Genomic DNA, 17327 nt, shown 5'->3' with positions numbered 1-17327 from the left:
GCTGCCGTAATTGGCCATATCGAAATGGATCGGTTCGGTAATTTCGAGGAACACATCCCGATAGATGCCACCATAAAAAGTGAAATCAGCCGATATCGGCGGGATCTCGTTGGATGCCGAATTATCCACTTTTACCAGCACCCGATTGTCCGCCCCGAAGCGGATCAAATCGGTCACGTCGAACCGAAACGCAGTGTAGCCGCCAATATGCTGGCCCACAAACTTGTTATTGACGTAGACCTCAGCGACCTGATTGGCACCTTCGAAGAACAAATAAATCCGCTTTCCCAGATAAGCATCAGAAAGAAACAAATTTTTATGATACCAACCAATTCCCTGATAGTAGCCATCTTCATCATCAAAAGCATCGGCAACATTCCAGGAGTGAGGCAGATTCACCAGTTCCCAGCCCAAACTTGGGTCGTTCATTTTTTCTGCATCGGCGATATTGCCCCGGTGAAAACGCCATCCCGAATTGATGGATAGTTTGATGCGACCTTCGGCAAACGTTATATTAGCTGCAATCAGAAGGAGTGCGAAGCTATAACTTATGACCTGTCGACCAATTATCGTTCGTGTCATTTTGCCTCCATGGAAAATCAAAATCACCTCTGCAAAATAAAATAGTATTCCGATTGTCTGATCTATTCTGGTCTGGCCGAAGCTTATCATGGTCGCGCCCGACGCCATTGTATCCTGTCACGAAGGATTTTGACGATATAGGCCTCCTGACCGTCCGATAGCCACATGGTGCCATTTTTGATACGCAAATAAGGACTTTCATAAACCGCACCGCCTGTGTAATGATCCCAATCCGGCTTCTTGCCGTTGATAATGGCATCACAGCGCAATCCCTGGCCGCGATAGGTCATTCGGATATCATCCCCATACAACGAGCGGTACGATAGCCGGTGCATTCGCCTCAACTGGCTGGTATCAAGCCTGGTTCGAGTTTGAATTGCCTGGGCAAATGCAGCCATTGAGCCATAATCGCTTTTTTCTCCGGTTTCCACAATAAAGCCCGAAATCGGACCTGGAAAGGACAGGATGCGATAATCGTGAAAAAAATGTTGCACTTCTTCAGATGTATTCACGACGATGGTTGCAGTAGGCGCCACGACCTGGTGGTTGGGAGTTAAAGGGATGACCGCTAACAATAGCCCTCCCGCTTCGAAATAAAACACGCTGTCGATCATTTTCGGTTCCAATCCCACTGGATAATAAAACCATGAGCAAGCGGCGCCTTTATTCTCGAACCAGAAACGTTCCAGATCCGAAGCTGTGTTTCCTTCAAACTCAACATACGGTTTTAACGCCGCACTGGCATATTTCTGCCGATTTCGGATTTCAAAGTTGCGTCCCTGCTGCTGTTCTGGCAAATGCCAAAGATTGGCGTGCGGCTTTTTCAAAAAATCAGGTGCGATCACAGTATCCACAACTTCGATCTTTTGAGTTGAAGCCGTGACAAGAATCAGTGTACCCTTCGATTGGACAACCTGGGTGTAGGGACTGTGCCCGGAGGTGCTACCGCGCATCGGTTGTCCGCCGCTGAAACTATAAGGTTTCCCATTACCCTTTGCCACCAGCGACCAGACCATCTGTTGGTTAGGATTATCGACAATCGTCATTTGCACGCTGCCCAGTGCAAAGGAATGGGAACAATAGAAGGTCTCGGCAAAAGCATGGGCATGATCCATGTGATAGAAGGGCCGACTTATCCGCGCTTCGAATGGCAGGTTGATATGTTTGCGTGTGATATTCCAGATGATTTTGTTAGGCCGATAAGTGGTGGTTGTTTGTTCGATCTGCGTATGGCCCTGGCTGAGGTCAATGCCCGCGTCATTAAAGAATGCCCACTGCATCATCTCCATTTCCGATGGTTCGGATTTGGCCAAATAACCTCGCTTTTGGGCCCCAGCAATGACTCCATGGATCGTTTTCAAGCCGTAGCTAGCAAAATAATAATCCAATAAAAATTTCGCCAGGTCTCGGGTTTGAGGATCGGGGGAAAAATCGTAAAGATTTAAAAAGCCTTCGATGGAGTGTGGATAATAGATCGGCGAATCGTATTCGCCATTGCCAGTTATCAGCAAACGCTGGGCGAAATCCCATAACATCTGTTTCACAAGCGACTCGGCCTGATGAACTGGATAGCCAGAGATCAGGCACGAATCGGGAAAAAGCTGACTATAAAGCAGACAACTGGTGCGCCACATGATCTTATGATTTTCGGTACCACCATCGAGAGGATTGCCACCTAACAGATACCCGGGTTCGCCGACCAAATTATGGGGAACCGTTAGCGGCAACCACTCACGCTCATTATCCGAGGGTCGGCGCGATTCGGAATAATGGGCAATGCTTTGATAGAATTTGGTTTTCCATTCTTGCCCCATCACGTCCGCTAATAGGGGATAAAATCGCGCCCAGTGCTTGCAAGCAAAATGATATTGCTGATTCAAATTCCCAGGGATACTGAGAAAAGCCTTTGCCTTTAGATCAGCGTTATTCAACAGCAGTCTGGCTGTGGCCGGCGGGAGATCATATTTGAGCGGATCGCCGCCGAAAGCGATGATCTCACCCTGCTCATTGCGCTTTTTGGGACCGAAATAACCCGTCGGTCCCTGACGATAAACCCGGCCGGTATAGGGCGAGATGATCGTTTCCCCCTCAACGGCCCAAACGCCCACTGGCAAATTCGTATCCGGGCATCTGGAGGGTGCCAGGGAGATCTCGCCAAATCCCAGCGAGGCAATCCGTTCTAACATGGGCGCCACACGACTCAAAAATCCAGGTTCATCGGGATAGCTTGAAACGTCCCAGCAATTTTGGGCCCAATTTATCTGAGCAGTCAAGAAAATAAAATTGATTAAAAATTTCAACTGTTTCACCGTTCTAACCTTTTTTATCATGAGCCCTTTTCTATTACCAAATTATCCTTGCATTTTTTTGCAAGAACTTGTAGATAAAAAAATGCTTTTGGACAGATAGATCACGAAGTTCCACAGAGTTCATTAAGCCTTTTTAAAAATTTTTATTCGGTGCTCTCTGTTTCCATCGTTTCTGTATTTAAAAAAACTTTTGCAGCTTTGCTGCACGATGAAAATGTTATTCGAAATAGATCGTTTTTCTGTTTATCTCCGCAGCCATGAACCATTTTTGGCGGGCATGTTTCAAGAAATTATTTTTAAAAATCAGATCGCTGGTCTTCTGACCGGATATCGAAACAAATAGCGGCGCTGGCGGTTGGGCGATGCAATTCTGGAATACACCATCCTTTACATTTTTCAAAACGAGGATCGCAGCACGGCTCTGATGGTTACTAGCGTTTGCGGCAAAATGGTCCACCCAGATTGTGTTGACATCTTGCAGAAGAAGCGTCTCCTCCCATTGAGGCTCGGGATCGCTTTGATCCCAGATCAGGGAAATATTTTGGAGTCGCACACGCTCGACATTGATGATTTCTAAACCACGGCGACATCGCTTATCGGGCTGGCTCTCTCTAACCATCTTGATCTGCACATCGCTAAGGGTCACATTGCTGATTTGCTGACATCCTGCCAGGCATTCGATACGGCTGGTGCCCTGAGTTTCGGCGATGATATTTTTGACCATTACATTTTGAATGCTCCCAACCCTTGAATCGGGATGACGTTTCAGCACCACAAAGCGAAAGGCATCGCCACTCCCCCACCATTGGGTGGCTCTACGATTGCATTCCATCGAAATATCCGAAAAAATGATATGGCTGGCCGTGCCGCCGTCTCTGATGAAAATGCCCAGTCCCCGATTCGTATTCCGGATGACGCAATGATTGAATATGATGTGGCGGAAATTTCCATGGCTCTCAGTCCCCAATTTCAGGGCGCAGGAACTGGAAATCAGAATGCAATTGGAAACGATGACATTTTCGCAATCACGAAACTGCCCATCGTTCGCCGTTGACTTGATGCAGATCGCATCGTCGGCAGTTTTGATGGTACAACCGCTAATAGTGACATCGCGACACCCATCGATATCGAGACCATCAGAATTGGCGGCCTTTTCCAGGTCTGATTGGATATAGATGTCTCGGACCTTCACATGCTGACACCAGTGCAGATGCAGCGCCCAAAAGGGGGAATCGATGAGCGAGACATCTTCGATCATGACCCCCTCGCATTCGGTCAAATACATGAGCATGACCAGCGGCTCTTTTCTCAGCCAGTGCATAGGGGTCAATCCCGCCGCTCTGGCAATGGCGTATTCCTCCTGGATAAAGTCATAAGGTTCCAGCGGGATCGCGTAAAATTCGGGCTGCCCCCTGATGATGCCAGCGCCCTTGATAGCGATGTGCCTTGCGCCCCGGGCATAAATAAGCGCCGGAAGCTTCACCTTACCCACATTTCGCACCCGCTTTTGATAGGCATTGGAATCGTTGGAGGCGTATAGAATCGCTCCAGCCGCCAGATAGAGCGTCACATGGCTTTTCAGTTCGATTGTGGTAGCGGTGTATTCCCCCGGCGGGATGAACACCTGACCGCCACCCGCATTGTTGCAGCGATCAATGGCCGTTTGAAGGATTGCGGTCACGTCTTCAGATTTGTGGCCTGAAGCTCCCATATCGCGGATATTCACTTTCAATTCATGAGGTGACGCAACTGCCAATGGTCCAAGCAGTGCGAAGCCAACGATTATGAAAAAAATAAACCTGTTCACAATATGCCTTTCCTTCGCTATTGGTGAGTTGTTTGGAATGATCATCACCAGGCCACTTCTCACAAGCGAATCATTTCGCTTGGGCTTTACAATCGGTTCGTTTTAAAGTAGCTGGCCCGCCGGTTCCATCCCAATCGACAGGTTGCGCTCCCATCTGCAGCACTAATTGTCCACCCTTAATGATTTGGCAATGGTTCAACCAGTTCTGCCGCCAGGGTTTTTTATTCAAAGATGCACTTTGAATAAACATATTTTTTTCTGAGACACCTTTGGCCCGGATGGAAAAGCTTTTCCCGTTTTCTAACTGCAGGACGACTTCAGAAAATATCGGGCTACCGATAAGATACATATCTTGCCCAGCGACCGGAAAAATGCCGATAGCACTGAAGACATACCAGGCGGAAAGCGCGCCGCTATCGTCCTGTCCGGGGAGACCATCGTTGCCAGGGATAAAGGAATGGTTAAGGATATCACGAACCCGTTTGGCTGTCAGCTCCTGGCGGCCAGCATAATTATACAGATATGGGAGCAGAAAAGCGGGTTCGTTGGATAACTGAAAATGGCCCCGGTCAAAGACCTGATCGAGGTGCGCTACGAACGCATCAGGTCCGCCGTGCCGTTGGATGAGCGCTGCCATGGCATGGGGCACATACCAGGAATAAATAATCGATCCCCCCTCATAAAAATAAGGATCGTTCCAATGATCCGGGCGATTCGAGACCGGAGAGAAATTGGGCATCCAATTCAAGCTGCTATCTTTGGCCCAGAACAATTGGTGCTGATCATCGAATAACGAGAAAATCCGCAGTGATTGATCTCGGAAGTCCTTTGCTTCGGAGTGATGTCCCAAAATTGTTGCCACTTCGGAGACACAAAAGTCATTATAAGCATATTCCAGCGATCGTGACACTGCGCCGGTGGTCGTCCCCGCTGGCAGAAAGCCATATTTTCGATAGGTAGTCAGGTAGCGGCCGTATTTTTGGGGATCCTCCGATGGGATGGTGGCATTTTTTCGCATGGCCTGATAGGCAAGTTGTCGGTCAAAACCGCCGAGCTTTTTCACCATCGCATCGGCCAGCACCACATCAGCATTGCTGCCGCCCTGAACCTGCGCATAGTCGCCAGCGATCCAGGCGTCGGGCAACCAGCCGCGACGTTGATAAATGTCCAGCAGGCTATTGATGATGGCGCGCTGCACCTCCGGCGCTATCAAAGTATGCAGAGGCATGGTGGTGCGAAAGACATCCCAGATACAATAGTGATCCCAGAAATGGGACCGCGCAGCATCCCAGTTTCCGATCTCTCCAGTCACATCCGTTGGCATGACAAATGTATTGCGCAGAGCGGAATAAAACATCATTCGCTGCTCCGGGGTTCCTCCAGTAATTTTGATGCGATCCAGATATTTCGTCCAATGTTGTTCGGCCTGCAATCGATAGCTATCGAAATCCCAGTTTTCAATCGCAGCTAAATTTTCTCGAGCTCTGGCCAGACTCAAGTAGGAAATGGCGACTTTCACCTGAACGGTTCGCACCTCATCGGGACGATAGATAAAAAATGACCCAAATCTTGTCGCACCTGGTTGGATTACGTCTGCGCTGAGATGGTATTGATCGAAGAAAAGCGTATCATTTTTCCAGACGCCGATCTGATGCGCCGGGGCATCGAACTGGGCAACGAAATAAATTCGATAGGGATTATCGCCACCCCAGCCACCTCGAAAGGATGCGTTTCCCTCGACCTCGCTGGCAGAATGAACGGTTATTTGACCATCGGTACAATAGGTGGAGGGCTTGCCATCGCGATCGCGGGTGTTGCAATGACTGAGGTCAATAGCGAGATACGCGTCCCGATCCGATGGACGGCCATCTCGGTGGAAAAATGTATAGCGATGCCAGCCGACTTTACCTAACGCAGTGAGCTCGACTCGCACCCGATCGTTCCCCTGTTTGAGCGTGACGGTGTAGTAGCCCGGTCGGGCAAATTCATTCGTTTTCCCATCACGAACCGGATGCAGCGGTACTACCTGTCCGAAGCCGGGTGCAAGCAGGATATTGCCGTAGCGTGGCGCGCCGCCGGTGCCACTGGTATGCGTGTGGCTGAAACCAGCGATCGGTTCATTGGCGCGATAGCCTGAAGTAACTCCAGATTTTAAAATATCCGGCCCCAATTTGACCATGCCAAATGGCACGCTGGCGCCGGGAAAAACATTGCCGGTCTCGCTGCCCCAAAATGGATCGACCAGGTCGGTCGGTTTCAAACCATTGGTTTGAGCCGACAATTGCCCTAACAGCAAAAATAGCCCACAAAGCCACCCCAGTCGATGCCTGCAATGCCAGCTATTCATTTTTCTCAATCCTGAATAATTCTTTTTTTAATAGTCAATCGTTTTTTTTCACCGGCTGCCATGGTTATGACCTTGGCCGCAAGCAGATAATTTTCTGGAAGCGGTTGCCGGAGGTCTTGCTGGTGTTCGATGAACACTTTAATTTGCGCTTCAGTTGCTGTCGGATTGCTTATCACCAGATTTAGTGAATGCTTGTTTCTGCCAATAATGGAAGCGTTGATTTGATCAAATGCGACCACCAGATCATATTCCGGCACGATATAGAGGCCCGGAATTTCGATGAAACTCAGCATCAGCGAGGTTTCGGACCAGGTCGATCCAATAAACGGCTCGCCAATCCCCTCCAGCCAATCGGTGGTATTGACGCGCTCGCTGACCCAGCCAGGAGGCATGCCAGGAATTGGCCGCAAGGGGTGCGAAAGGTATTGCGGAATAGCCCGCACAATGTGGCGCAGCAAATCGAGATAGCGTTGATCACCGCTGGCACGATACAGTCGCAGCAAGGCAATGCCAGAATGGGTGCAGATGCCTGGCGCAGCATGTTTGTTTTGCGTATTGGCCCAGACTGTCCCGAACGTTTGCAACCCCAATTTACCCATAAACGAATTGGCAGGAAAACGATAGTTATAAGGCATCACCCAGGTAGCAAATTGATGAGCCATCTCTTTCGCGCGGTGCAGCCATAGGCTATCGCCAGTATGATCGTACAGCAGCATAAATGACTCCAGCATGGCATAGCTGGATTCACTGTCTGGATTTTGTAGGGCATCTCCCGGACCGCCGCATGTGATCCCCCGGATCACATAATTTTGATACATCCATTCGCCGGACTGCTGCGCGACATCAAAATAGCTGCTATCGCCATAAAATTTACCTGCCAGAATCAGTGCTGCCGGTGCCAATGCTGCACTGGTTGATCCTCCGACCTCGATATTTCCACTTTGACTGTTGACAAACTGGCCAAACTGACCATAGCGTTGCCAGAGCCGAACCAGGGCATCGGCTACCGTGCGCGTGCCTTCCACCCAGCTCGCTTTCAGCGGAATGCCAAGCTGGTCCATTAGCCAGAATTGTTTGATGATATAATAAAGCGCATCGCAGCTTTTGCGGATTAGGTGCCAGTCCTTTGTATTCCCCTTGCGCACATCGCCACCATACCAGATCGTGCCCTTTTCACCGGCGTCCCAGAAAAATCCAGCCGGACACAATCCAGCCGGGAACAGCCAATCGAAATTGCGCAGCACATGGCTTTTGGTTCGGTCGTCGCCAGCAAATAGCAACGGATAAGTCGAAATCATCCCCCCGGTCCAGCCGATCTGCCAATCCTGGAGGAAATTTTCACGCGAGCCCACGGAATAATAGCCGAATTCGGGCACAAAATTCTGCTGATTGAATTTTTTTTCAATCACCGAAAAACACGAAGATAGTGAAAAAGCAGGCTTGGTTTCGACGTGCTCCCAGTATTTATCCCAGAGATCAAACATTTGGTCGAACACATCCTGGATTCTGTATGCATCAAAGCATTCGAGCCGAACGCTTATCACCACTGAATCGCCTGCCGCAAAATCCATCGGTGTGTCTCGGGATTCATGCTGGTTATCGGCAATAAAATATTGGTACTCCTCCCGCACAACTGGCGAGGTCAGGCTGAGGATCGCCCTGTCCCGATTGCGGGACTCCTCCAGCACCAGGCCATAATCGCCCAGATGATTGCCCTGAGAAAAGCACAACAATACGCCCTGCCCGTTGCTGGCGAAGCGAATCCCAACGGCCGGTGCTGAAAGGTCACCACTGCGCAGGCTCAGCCGGGAGAGGCCTGATCTGTTATTGAGCCGAGGGACATCGCTAATGATCATGGGCGCATTCACACCGCAATCGCGTGAATCGACCAATTTGGGTGAATATCGAATACGTCGCGATTCAAATCGATTGCCATCATAAACGCACGCAGGCATCAGCACATAATTTTCGGTTGACCAATTCTGAAATTCAAGCTGCATCGCTACATTGGCGCTGGGCAATTGACCCGCAACGCAACGAAACGAAACACGGAAATCCATAGCTTGGTCTCGATCAGGCGCACTATCAGCCGAAATCATAATTAGCCAGCGAGACTCTCCTGCATTCAACAGGATCGATTCACTGGTTAATCGCGCACTCATTCTGCCGAAGAGTTGATTGTGAAATTCGTAATCGAATTGTTGCAATGCTACTCCTAGCGATAAGCTATGCTCCTTTAAAAAATGGCTCCACTCTTGATCGGCCGAAAAAGCTGAAGCGAAGCACAACGCGCCGATCAATGTTATTGAACATCGTTTGAATTTCATATCTTCAATCTTTCGGTTTTTTAAAAGACCATTTGATGACCATCGTTTCTTCAGGCGGAAGCTGAAGCCGTGATCTGCCAGGCAGCGTTCCCTGATTTTTGAACAACACCTCTGGCACCAGGCCTTGCTGCACCGATAAATCGATTTTCTGAATGCGCTGGCTTTTGTTGCACAAAACTGTGATGAAATCATGCAAAGAGGCCATGGTTTTCATGAGGACCATTTGCTGCTGTTTTTTGAATGTCACTGGCATTTTATTGATGACGGGTTCAAGCTCATCCCGAAGCCAACTGGCAAGGGATCGATTGTCGTTTCGCCGGGCGCCCAGCGCCAGCAGCGAGGGGTACCAGATCGTCTCCCCACGGCCATAAACGGTGCGAATGGCCAATACCCCCTCGCTATCCTGAACCATCACCTGACCGTTTTCGTTGTGGATGGTGCTTTTCCACAAATGAACCGGGAAAAATTGGCCGGGTGCGAAACCAGGCAGGCGAAAATCACCAGGCTGGCATTTTACTTCTTGAAGTACCCCACCGAATACCTGCCGCAGTGGAAAATCTGGCTTCATCAAGCTGGCCATGTTCTCATCATAAAAAGCAGTAAGTCCCTCCACAATCAACCTGCCGCCATTTTGTACAAATCTGGTCAATTTTTCCCAATACCATGAGGGAACAGCGATCTGATTGGCCAGAATGAGAACCGACCCTGTATGGTCTTCCCTGTCAAAGTCGAACTCGCCCATTTCTTGAAATGCTACGTTCAGGCCGAGTTCGCTCAAACACTCATAAAATGCGAGGCAGGATTTCATAACCCCACCTGGTAAGCGGCCTTCGTATAGGTTCTCCTCCCCAGGCTGAGTTAGTTGAACCAGTCTTTCGATCCAAAGTGATTCTCGCGAATAGAGGATATGAATGCCAGTATCGAGCGGTCTGGCGTTTTCAAATAATAATTGGTTTTGCTGAAGGCAATTAGCGACTTTTTTAGCCGCCAATAGTCGATCCGAAGGCTGATTTTGAAAATTTAGCAGCGCCCATTCGCCCGCCTCTGGCCCATGCGAACGGGGATTCAAACTCCAGAAGATGATGCCGCGCGAACCTCCAGCGATCGCCAACCACACCCACTGGATAATTTCATCTGCGGTTGGGCAAAAGGCATGAAAACCGCTATAGGTGTTGTTGCCGCCCTGAAGCTCGGTGAACCAAAATGGTAATGGCCCGGCGCCAGAGCGAACCAGATCGGCATTGGCAGCCAGCGCCACGGCATACTGATTCCGATGAAAATAGCCGAAATGCCAGCTCGGATGCGCCGAAGCCCCCAACGACGTCAGAAATTGCCTCCAATCCGGAAAGTCGAATTCCCTTGCCAGCGAAAATATCATGTGGCTATTAACATGCAGATCATGCTGGCTGTCGTACTTGCGGATTTCGTTTGCCAGCCAGGCGAGGTACCAGGTGATATAGTCCCGCAAAAATCGTTGTTTGAGCAATTCTTCGGGTAGGTAGCGATGCCGCCAGTCATCCAGGGATTGGAACTGATGCTGTTGCCATTGGCTAAATTTTTCGTGCGCGAAGGCATTGGCCGGCATTTGGCCATCCGCGCCGGGCTCATTCATCACCACCCAGCCATATAAGGCGGGAAAATTCTTAAAATGCTCAACAGTTTTTTGGATGTATTGGGCAATGCTCCGAAGATGCGGCTCGCTTTCTGGAAATTTGAAGCCGCCCACACTTGGCTCGCTACTGGTTGGAAAGAGTGTGGCAAAAATCTGAACGCCATGTTGTTCGGCGGCCTCGAATGCCTTTTCGTAAATCGAAAAATCCCAATTACCATCCGCCTGATGGATATGCTCTTCAAAGAGACGGATGCGGCAAAATGTCATTCCCGCCTGCTGCAGCATGTTGAACCAATGTTCGATTTCCTCATGGTTCTGAGCTGGCTCAATGAGCACCTGAGCACCAAGCACTGGCCAGTGCGGCTCGGCTCCAAGCAAGAGAAACGGAGCTGCAAGCAGGAAAAGCGTTATTGGTACCGATTTTATCCAAGTCAGGTTATGATCTGTCATCATGCAATTCCTAAAAATCAATGTTCATCGAGTTTTTGAACCGGCCCATAATTGATGCAATTCAATTCCAGCGAACAGCACGGCAAAAAGGCCATGGGTGTCATCGGTGTAAAACGGCCGATTCAAATAGTAATTCACATCCTCGGAACACATTGTTCCCATGCAAATGTCCGTGACAGTGCCATCCGGTGCGATGCGGGATTGCAGCGCCTGCCAGCCGCGTCGTACCGCCTGATGAAATTTTTCGCCCCGCAGCCAGCCATGGCGTAGCCCCCGCGCGATGGCCATCGTGAAAATGGCCGTTCCCGAAACCTCCTCGCGCGAATCGGGGCGATCCAGCACGTTATGCCAGAATCCATTGGGATCTTGAAGCTTGATCAGAGTTTCAACATGTTGACGATAAAGCGTTACAATCGCCTGGTACCGAGAATGCTTTTTCGGCAAAACCTGAAGCACTTCCGTCACCGCCCAGATGCCCCAGCCATTGGCGCGCGACCAATAAGGCAACCACGCTTCTCGATGGGAAAATCGCGCATGATGATATAAATGCGTTTTGCGATCCCACACCTGCTGAGCAAAGCCGACGACCTGATCGGCGGCATCGTTTATAAAGGCACGACGTTGTTGTTCATCCGTCGCATACAATGCTGCCTGGATCAAAAAAGGCAGCCCCATGAACATATCGTCCACCCAGGTGGTGTATCTCTCGGGCGTTGTCCGGGTAAAAATACCACTACCTGGCAGGCGCACCTGTTCGTAGCGAGCATAACGCATCATTTTTTCGATGAATTGCTCATAAGAAGGTCGATTAGAAAATTTTTCCTCTTTCCTGAGCCGATAGATAAATGGCAGGCTTGGCGCCAGGGTGAAATCCAACAGCGGTGTCTCTATGAGTTGGTGGTTGGCTGAGGAAAACAAATGCAGCGTTTTTACCTGATATTCCACAAACGGAATGCTCTCGAGGTGAAAATCACAAAATCTGCTGGCATAATCCCAATAGCGCGTCTCCCCAGTTAATTCACTTAGCACCTGCATGGCCCAGGCTACGCCGCCATTGTGATAATTCCAGGCATCGTTGCTGCCCCAGGGCTGAGCTTGGTATAGGGTGCCAGCGGTTGTCACCCTGGGTATGGTCCAGGTGATCGGGCCGTTCAATCCATCGTACATCCTACCGAATTTTATCTCTTTTTCTGGAGCATATTCTATTTCCAATCCCAGACGTCGACCGTTTTGCACCGGATTGGCAAAGGGGCCGATGATAATCCAGTTGCTGATGGCTGCGACTGAATTATCGATTGCCGGGCATGACTTTAAGCCAATTCTGAGTGCATCTGATTTGCCAGAAACCACCGCACCTTTGCCTGGCGGCGGCTGCAATAACACCATCCATTGCTCGCCGGCACATTCGGATTTGATCAGCAGTTCATTGTCACCTTTTTTGAGCGCAACTGAAAAGCGCTGCGCCAACTCAATGCTGCGTTCATCAAAGGTAAGCTGAGCGGTTCGGTTGCCATGCTGTTCATAGACCAGTTGGCAGTTGATCCAGACCCGACAACCGTCATTGTGATCGATTTGCAGCGTCAAAGTCGTATCGGCGTTGGCGCTCAGAATTGTATAGGCATAAGCTACCGCAGGCTCGGTCATGCCGAAGGTATATCGGAAATCGACTGTTTGTACGCCATCAAATACCTGGCGCTGAGGGGCAAGCGTTAAACGGTAAGCGAATCGGGTCTGGCGGATGATTTTATCTGCAACCGTACGAACGACCGTCAGAGGATCATCAACCGATGCGGCAGTTGAATCAAAACTGACCCCCATTAGCAGGGTGATGAATAATAAAAAGACATAACAGTTCAATTTTCGCATCATCAATCGCCCTTTTTTTAATTAGCCAATTCAAAATGATTCCACGGTTAATTTAGCAGTATAGCTTTGTCTCGCAGCAGAGTAATCGACTTGAAGAAAGTTATCACTCAGACTCACCGATCTGACCTGTTGAAAATCAGCCGGTATTTTTAATAAAAAACAGAGATATTTTTTTTCCACCGCTGCTTGGGCATCCAGAAATTCAAAATGAGTGACGCCGTGAAATTGGTGCCGAAGCCGATCTTCGGGACTGAAGGTATCTCCCAGACCGGTAGTGCCAAACTCGATGCCCTTAGCCCATAGTCGACCGTCTTTTAGGCCATGCCAGATATGCAGCCAGGGATAATCGCTACGTTTCCAAACATAACCGACCAGCAGGTTCATCTTCGGGTTGGCAGCAGTTGCCCAGCCATAGTCCTCCTCGATGATATGGGTGGAGACATAGCCGATCTGCCCATCCGAACGGCGCAAATCCATGGGCGTGCCCAGTGTGTCCGCCAATCCCATTGGCCAGCGATAATGATAATTGTCTGGATCAATAAGAATGAGGGATTGATTGAAACCATGCGTGGCATTGCAGTCGATAACAACGGATTCACTCAAAAAGGGTGCGCCGAATGTGGCATGTTGCATCAACACGATCAGGCGGCCGCTATTTTGCTGATTGATGAGTTTCTCTGTAACCCCAAACCAGGACTGATCGGGCGAGAGCCGGATGCTTCGCTGCAAAATGAATTGTTCCAGAGGGGCTTCCACTGATAGGTGCACCTCATGCTGGCCATGGCGGTTCGTCAACTTCCACCAGCGATTGGCGGGCTCGCCATTATGCGGAATGCCGCAGCGAATTTCGCCTAGCGAAGGACTGCCCCAGCGGCCCAGACAGATAAAATGGCCTTGAAAAGGCGCACCGCCTCGATTATTGAGTGGCATTTCCTCGCAAGACAATCGCCAGGTAAAAGGGTTTGTACCTTGATCATGAAAATGAAAATCGATCAAAGCACCACCCCATAATGAAAAAGTCACCAATACCTGGTCGTTTTGCAACATGACCAGCGTATCAGATTGTAGCAATTTTGATTGGCAATTATCTCCAGCCAAGGAAGGTTGCACCAGCAACATGATTACGAACAGAATGGAAACCAGCACTTTGTGCATTATCGTAAGAATCCTTTCAGTCAACAGACCAAATGGTAATCCCGCCTGGAGGGATGATTTTTTCACCTGTGATAAGATTTGCGCTCTCAGGAACTGGAAGCACGGCTGCCTGGGAAGAATAATTCACGCCGACCCACAAACCATCGTGCCATTCGACGAAGACATAGTCCGGCAGTTTGAGCACCCTCGCACCAGCTTGCTCGAATATGAACTGAAGCATTGCCTGTTCCAGCTTGCCATCCGTACTATGCACACCAATATAGGTCACGCTTCCAGCGCCATAATTCCGTCGAACCGCCGCTGGCGTTCCAGCATAAAACTGATCCGCATACCGCGCCAGAACCTCGGTCTCCAAATCGGGCGATAACCATTCTCCCCATACCCGCCATCTAAAAGTATGGCCGTTGAAATCGACTGTACCATGGCGATCCGAGGGCAGTTGATCATTATCTAAAATGCGTGCACCGATCAACTCCCATAACGGCTCGCCCAGCAAGGTTGCGTGGAAATGACCATGAATGTCCTTTTGACCAGAGCGGCAGCTTAAAATCAGGTGGCCGCCATCTTTGACATATCGCTGCCATTTATAAATGACGCTGGCATTTACCATCGAATAGGCCGGTGCTACCAGAAACGGAAATTCCTGAACGTTGTAGTCATCCTGTTCTTGAATAAAAGTTACCGGTGCGCCCATGGATTTCAATGCCGCATAATAGTGATAGACATGGCGCCAACTATCCCACTCCTGATTATGTTTACTGGCCTCTTGCTCCCACAAATTATCCTGTTTCCAGAGAAAGGCGGTTTTTCGAGATTTAAGATCCACTGGCCAGGGGGCTTCGCGCCTGGCGAACCTGGCAATGTCATGGATTTCAGCGATGGTCTGGACAAACTCGTTCCCACCACGTGACAGCGTCATACCATCCAATTCCATGATGCCCTTGTGGGTTTGTTCGCTGCCAAATAGTGGCTGACGATATCGATAGGTGCAGATGAAACGATCGCCCAGGGCAAAACTATGCCAGAGCCACATTCGGACCGCACCGGGCAGCGGCTGGGCATTATATTTTCCCCAATTGATTTGCCCTGGCTGCAATTCCATGATACCTGTGAATCCAGCGATCGAACGGGCAAACTCGCTCGAGAAAGCCAGCTCCAGTCCACTCCCCAGTCGGAAGCCGAGCTCACCACCGGCGTCGTCCAAATAGGTGCTAAGCAGATACATGGTATGGCTGGCGAAATCCAGGTCACCCCGGTTCCGGAACAGATCGACTGACGGCAGGAATTTATAATAAGCGTAATTCGTGGTAATCCACTGCCAGGAAGAAATATACTGACGCAAAATTACGGACTGGAAACGGATAAACGAAGCCAGGGCATCGGCAGTGTAACGTCTGAAATCCAGCAGCGCATGGGGATTGACTCCTTGCGGTGCCCGTCGCGCATTGGGAATCTGAATTTGATCAAAATCATTATAGGACTGACTCCAAAAAGCCGTGCCCCAGGCGGAATTCAATCGGGAAATCTCGTTCTGATATTTTTCTTTTAGCCATTGGCGAAAGCCCCGTTGCGCCGTTTCTGAATAATCGTATAAGGTGCCCAAATGGGGCTCATTGTCGATCTGCCAACCGATGACCGTCCGATTGTTGCCATACCGTCTGGCCAGGGCTTTGTCGATTCTCTCCGCATATTTGAGAAAAATGGGATGGGTCGGATTGATGTGCAAGCGCGAACCGTGCTGTTGTTGGATGCCATTTTCGTCGACCAGCAGCATTTCAGGATACCGAACGGTTAGCCAGGCCGGTGGGGTTGGCGTTGGCGTACATAAAATGACCTTCAGTCCGTGTTTTTCAGCTTCTAAGATGCACGAATCCAGCCAGGTGAAATCAAAGCGACCCTCCTCTGGTTCCAGTTGCGCCCAGGCAAACTCGCCAATGTGGATGAATGAAAATCCTAGCTCGCGGATGCGCTGAATGTCCCGACTCCACTGCTGCCGCGGCCAATGTTCCGGATAGTAATATACTCCCACAGGAAGCAAGCTATCCCCGGCCCAATTGAATGAAATTGATTGGGCGAAAATCCCATCTGCGTAAAACATCAGCAATAAAGCAATAAACCAGATCACCTTTTTCATATTATTCAATCTCCGCTACGAGCAGCACCGCATCCGCTGCGACTGGGAATTCGAGATTATCGGCGACCACCTGGATATATGGCTGCTGCTCTGGTATAAAAAGAAAACTGCCCAGATCGGCCCAACTGTTTTCATTGTTTTGAAGATCTACCGACTGGTGCGACTGATCTTGACCATCTAAGATGTATTGTTGAAAAACTTTTGTGGCGACGTGGGGTTCAAAGGTCCAGGCTTCGAGTTTGCCGTAATGCTTGCCCAACCGCCGATAGAAATCCCGCGCCAATCCCGTGATCGCATATTTATTCCCAATATCGGTGGCGCCAAGACCGCTGGCTGTCATTCCCCCCAGATGTCCCGATGGTTCGATCAGTATCACAGATTTGCCCAGTTGCCTCGCGGCGTAAGCAGCAATCACACCGCTGGCATTGCCACCGTAGACGCAGATATCATAACTGGATTGAAACTTTGAATCGCTGTTTAATAAAGAACCCGATAAATGCGTCGTTCTGGCTACACCAATCACCGCAAGTGCCACGATAATAAAAACCAGCAAATTCGACTTATTCATTTTCGCTGCCCTTCATTGTTCAACCGTTATATCAGAATTGATCTTCATCGCTGTATCGGAATTTCCTTACGAGGTCATTAATCTGTCCAGTTCAATTTTGCCGTCTTGAATATCCTTGACCGCAATGACGTTAAATTCGGTTCTAATTTCACCTGAGCGAAATTTATCTT

9 protein-coding genes and 1 pseudogene are annotated in these 17327 nt (G+C 49.6%); all 10 read right to left on the bottom strand.

Going from position 1 to position 17327, the window contains the following annotated elements:
• The coding region (locus ONB37_18460; GenBank protein MDZ7402145.1) for a beta galactosidase jelly roll domain-containing protein at positions 1–582 on the bottom strand (582 nt) is incomplete at its 3' end.
• 86 nt (positions 583–668) lie between these two features.
• Positions 669–2912: a hypothetical protein gene (locus ONB37_18455; protein ID MDZ7402144.1), complete on the bottom strand. Its 2244-nt coding sequence runs from the start codon at positions 2910–2912 to the stop codon at positions 669–671.
• A 196-nt stretch (positions 2913–3108) separates the two neighbouring features.
• Positions 3109–4698 (bottom strand): glycosyl hydrolase family 28 protein, encoded by a 1590-nt coding sequence (locus ONB37_18450; GenBank protein ID MDZ7402143.1) that lies wholly within the window; start codon positions 4696–4698, stop codon positions 3109–3111.
• Between the two features lie 70 nt (positions 4699–4768).
• The gene (locus ONB37_18445) at positions 4769–7045 is read right to left on the bottom strand and encodes a GH92 family glycosyl hydrolase (protein ID MDZ7402142.1); all 2277 of its coding nucleotides are present in this window, start codon (positions 7043–7045) and stop codon (positions 4769–4771) included.
• A gap of 5 nt (positions 7046–7050) precedes the next feature.
• On the bottom strand, positions 7051–9372 hold the full coding sequence (locus ONB37_18440; GenBank protein MDZ7402141.1) for a hypothetical protein: 2322 nt from the start codon (positions 9370–9372) through the stop codon (positions 7051–7053).
• Positions 9373–9376: 4 nt separating this feature from the next.
• A complete protein-coding gene (locus tag ONB37_18435) occupies positions 9377–11437 on the bottom strand; it encodes a beta-galactosidase (protein MDZ7402140.1) in 2061 nt (686 codons plus the stop codon).
• A 21-nt stretch (positions 11438–11458) separates the two neighbouring features.
• Positions 11459–13303 carry a glycoside hydrolase family 88 protein gene (locus tag ONB37_18430; protein ID MDZ7402139.1) on the bottom strand — a complete coding sequence of 615 codons (1845 nt, stop codon included), beginning with the start codon at positions 13301–13303 and terminating at the stop codon, positions 11459–11461.
• Between the two features lie 27 nt (positions 13304–13330).
• The gene (locus ONB37_18425) at positions 13331–14455 is read right to left on the bottom strand and encodes a hypothetical protein (GenBank protein MDZ7402138.1); all 1125 of its coding nucleotides are present in this window, start codon (positions 14453–14455) and stop codon (positions 13331–13333) included.
• Positions 14456–14471: 16 nt separating this feature from the next.
• A complete protein-coding gene (locus ONB37_18420; protein MDZ7402137.1) occupies positions 14472–16589 on the bottom strand; it encodes a beta-galactosidase in 2118 nt (705 codons plus the stop codon).
• 181 nt (positions 16590–16770) lie between these two features.
• Positions 16771–17157: pseudogene (locus tag ONB37_18415) on the bottom strand (FAD-dependent oxidoreductase).
• Between the last annotated feature and the right edge of the window lie 170 nt (positions 17158–17327).

It is taken from the genome of candidate division KSB1 bacterium (assembly GCA_034506395.1).
GTDB lineage: Bacteria > Zhuqueibacterota > Zhuqueibacteria > Thermofontimicrobiales > Thermofontimicrobiaceae > Thermofontimicrobium.
Note: the sequence above shows the minus strand (reverse complement) of the source record. Positions and strands in the feature narration are given on the sequence as shown.

Bases quoted from the DNA above. Each gene is read 5' to 3' on its own strand.
- ONB37_18455 (MDZ7402144.1), bottom strand. From the start codon at position 2,912: ATGATAAAAAAGGTTAGAACGGTGAAACAGTTGAAATTTTTAATCAAT.
- ONB37_18445 (MDZ7402142.1), bottom strand. From the start codon at position 7,045: ATGAATAGCTGGCATTGCAGGCATCGACTGGGGTGGCTTTGTGGGCTA.
- ONB37_18440 (MDZ7402141.1), bottom strand. From the start codon at position 9,372: ATGAAATTCAAACGATGTTCAATAACATTGATCGGCGCGTTGTGCTTC.
- ONB37_18435 (MDZ7402140.1), bottom strand. From the start codon at position 11,437: ATGATGACAGATCATAACCTGACTTGGATAAAATCGGTACCAATAACG.
- ONB37_18430 (MDZ7402139.1), bottom strand. From the start codon at position 13,303: ATGATGCGAAAATTGAACTGTTATGTCTTTTTATTATTCATCACCCTG.
- ONB37_18425 (MDZ7402138.1), bottom strand. From the start codon at position 14,455: ATGCACAAAGTGCTGGTTTCCATTCTGTTCGTAATCATGTTGCTGGTG.
- ONB37_18420 (MDZ7402137.1), bottom strand. From the start codon at position 16,589: ATGAAAAAGGTGATCTGGTTTATTGCTTTATTGCTGATGTTTTACGCA.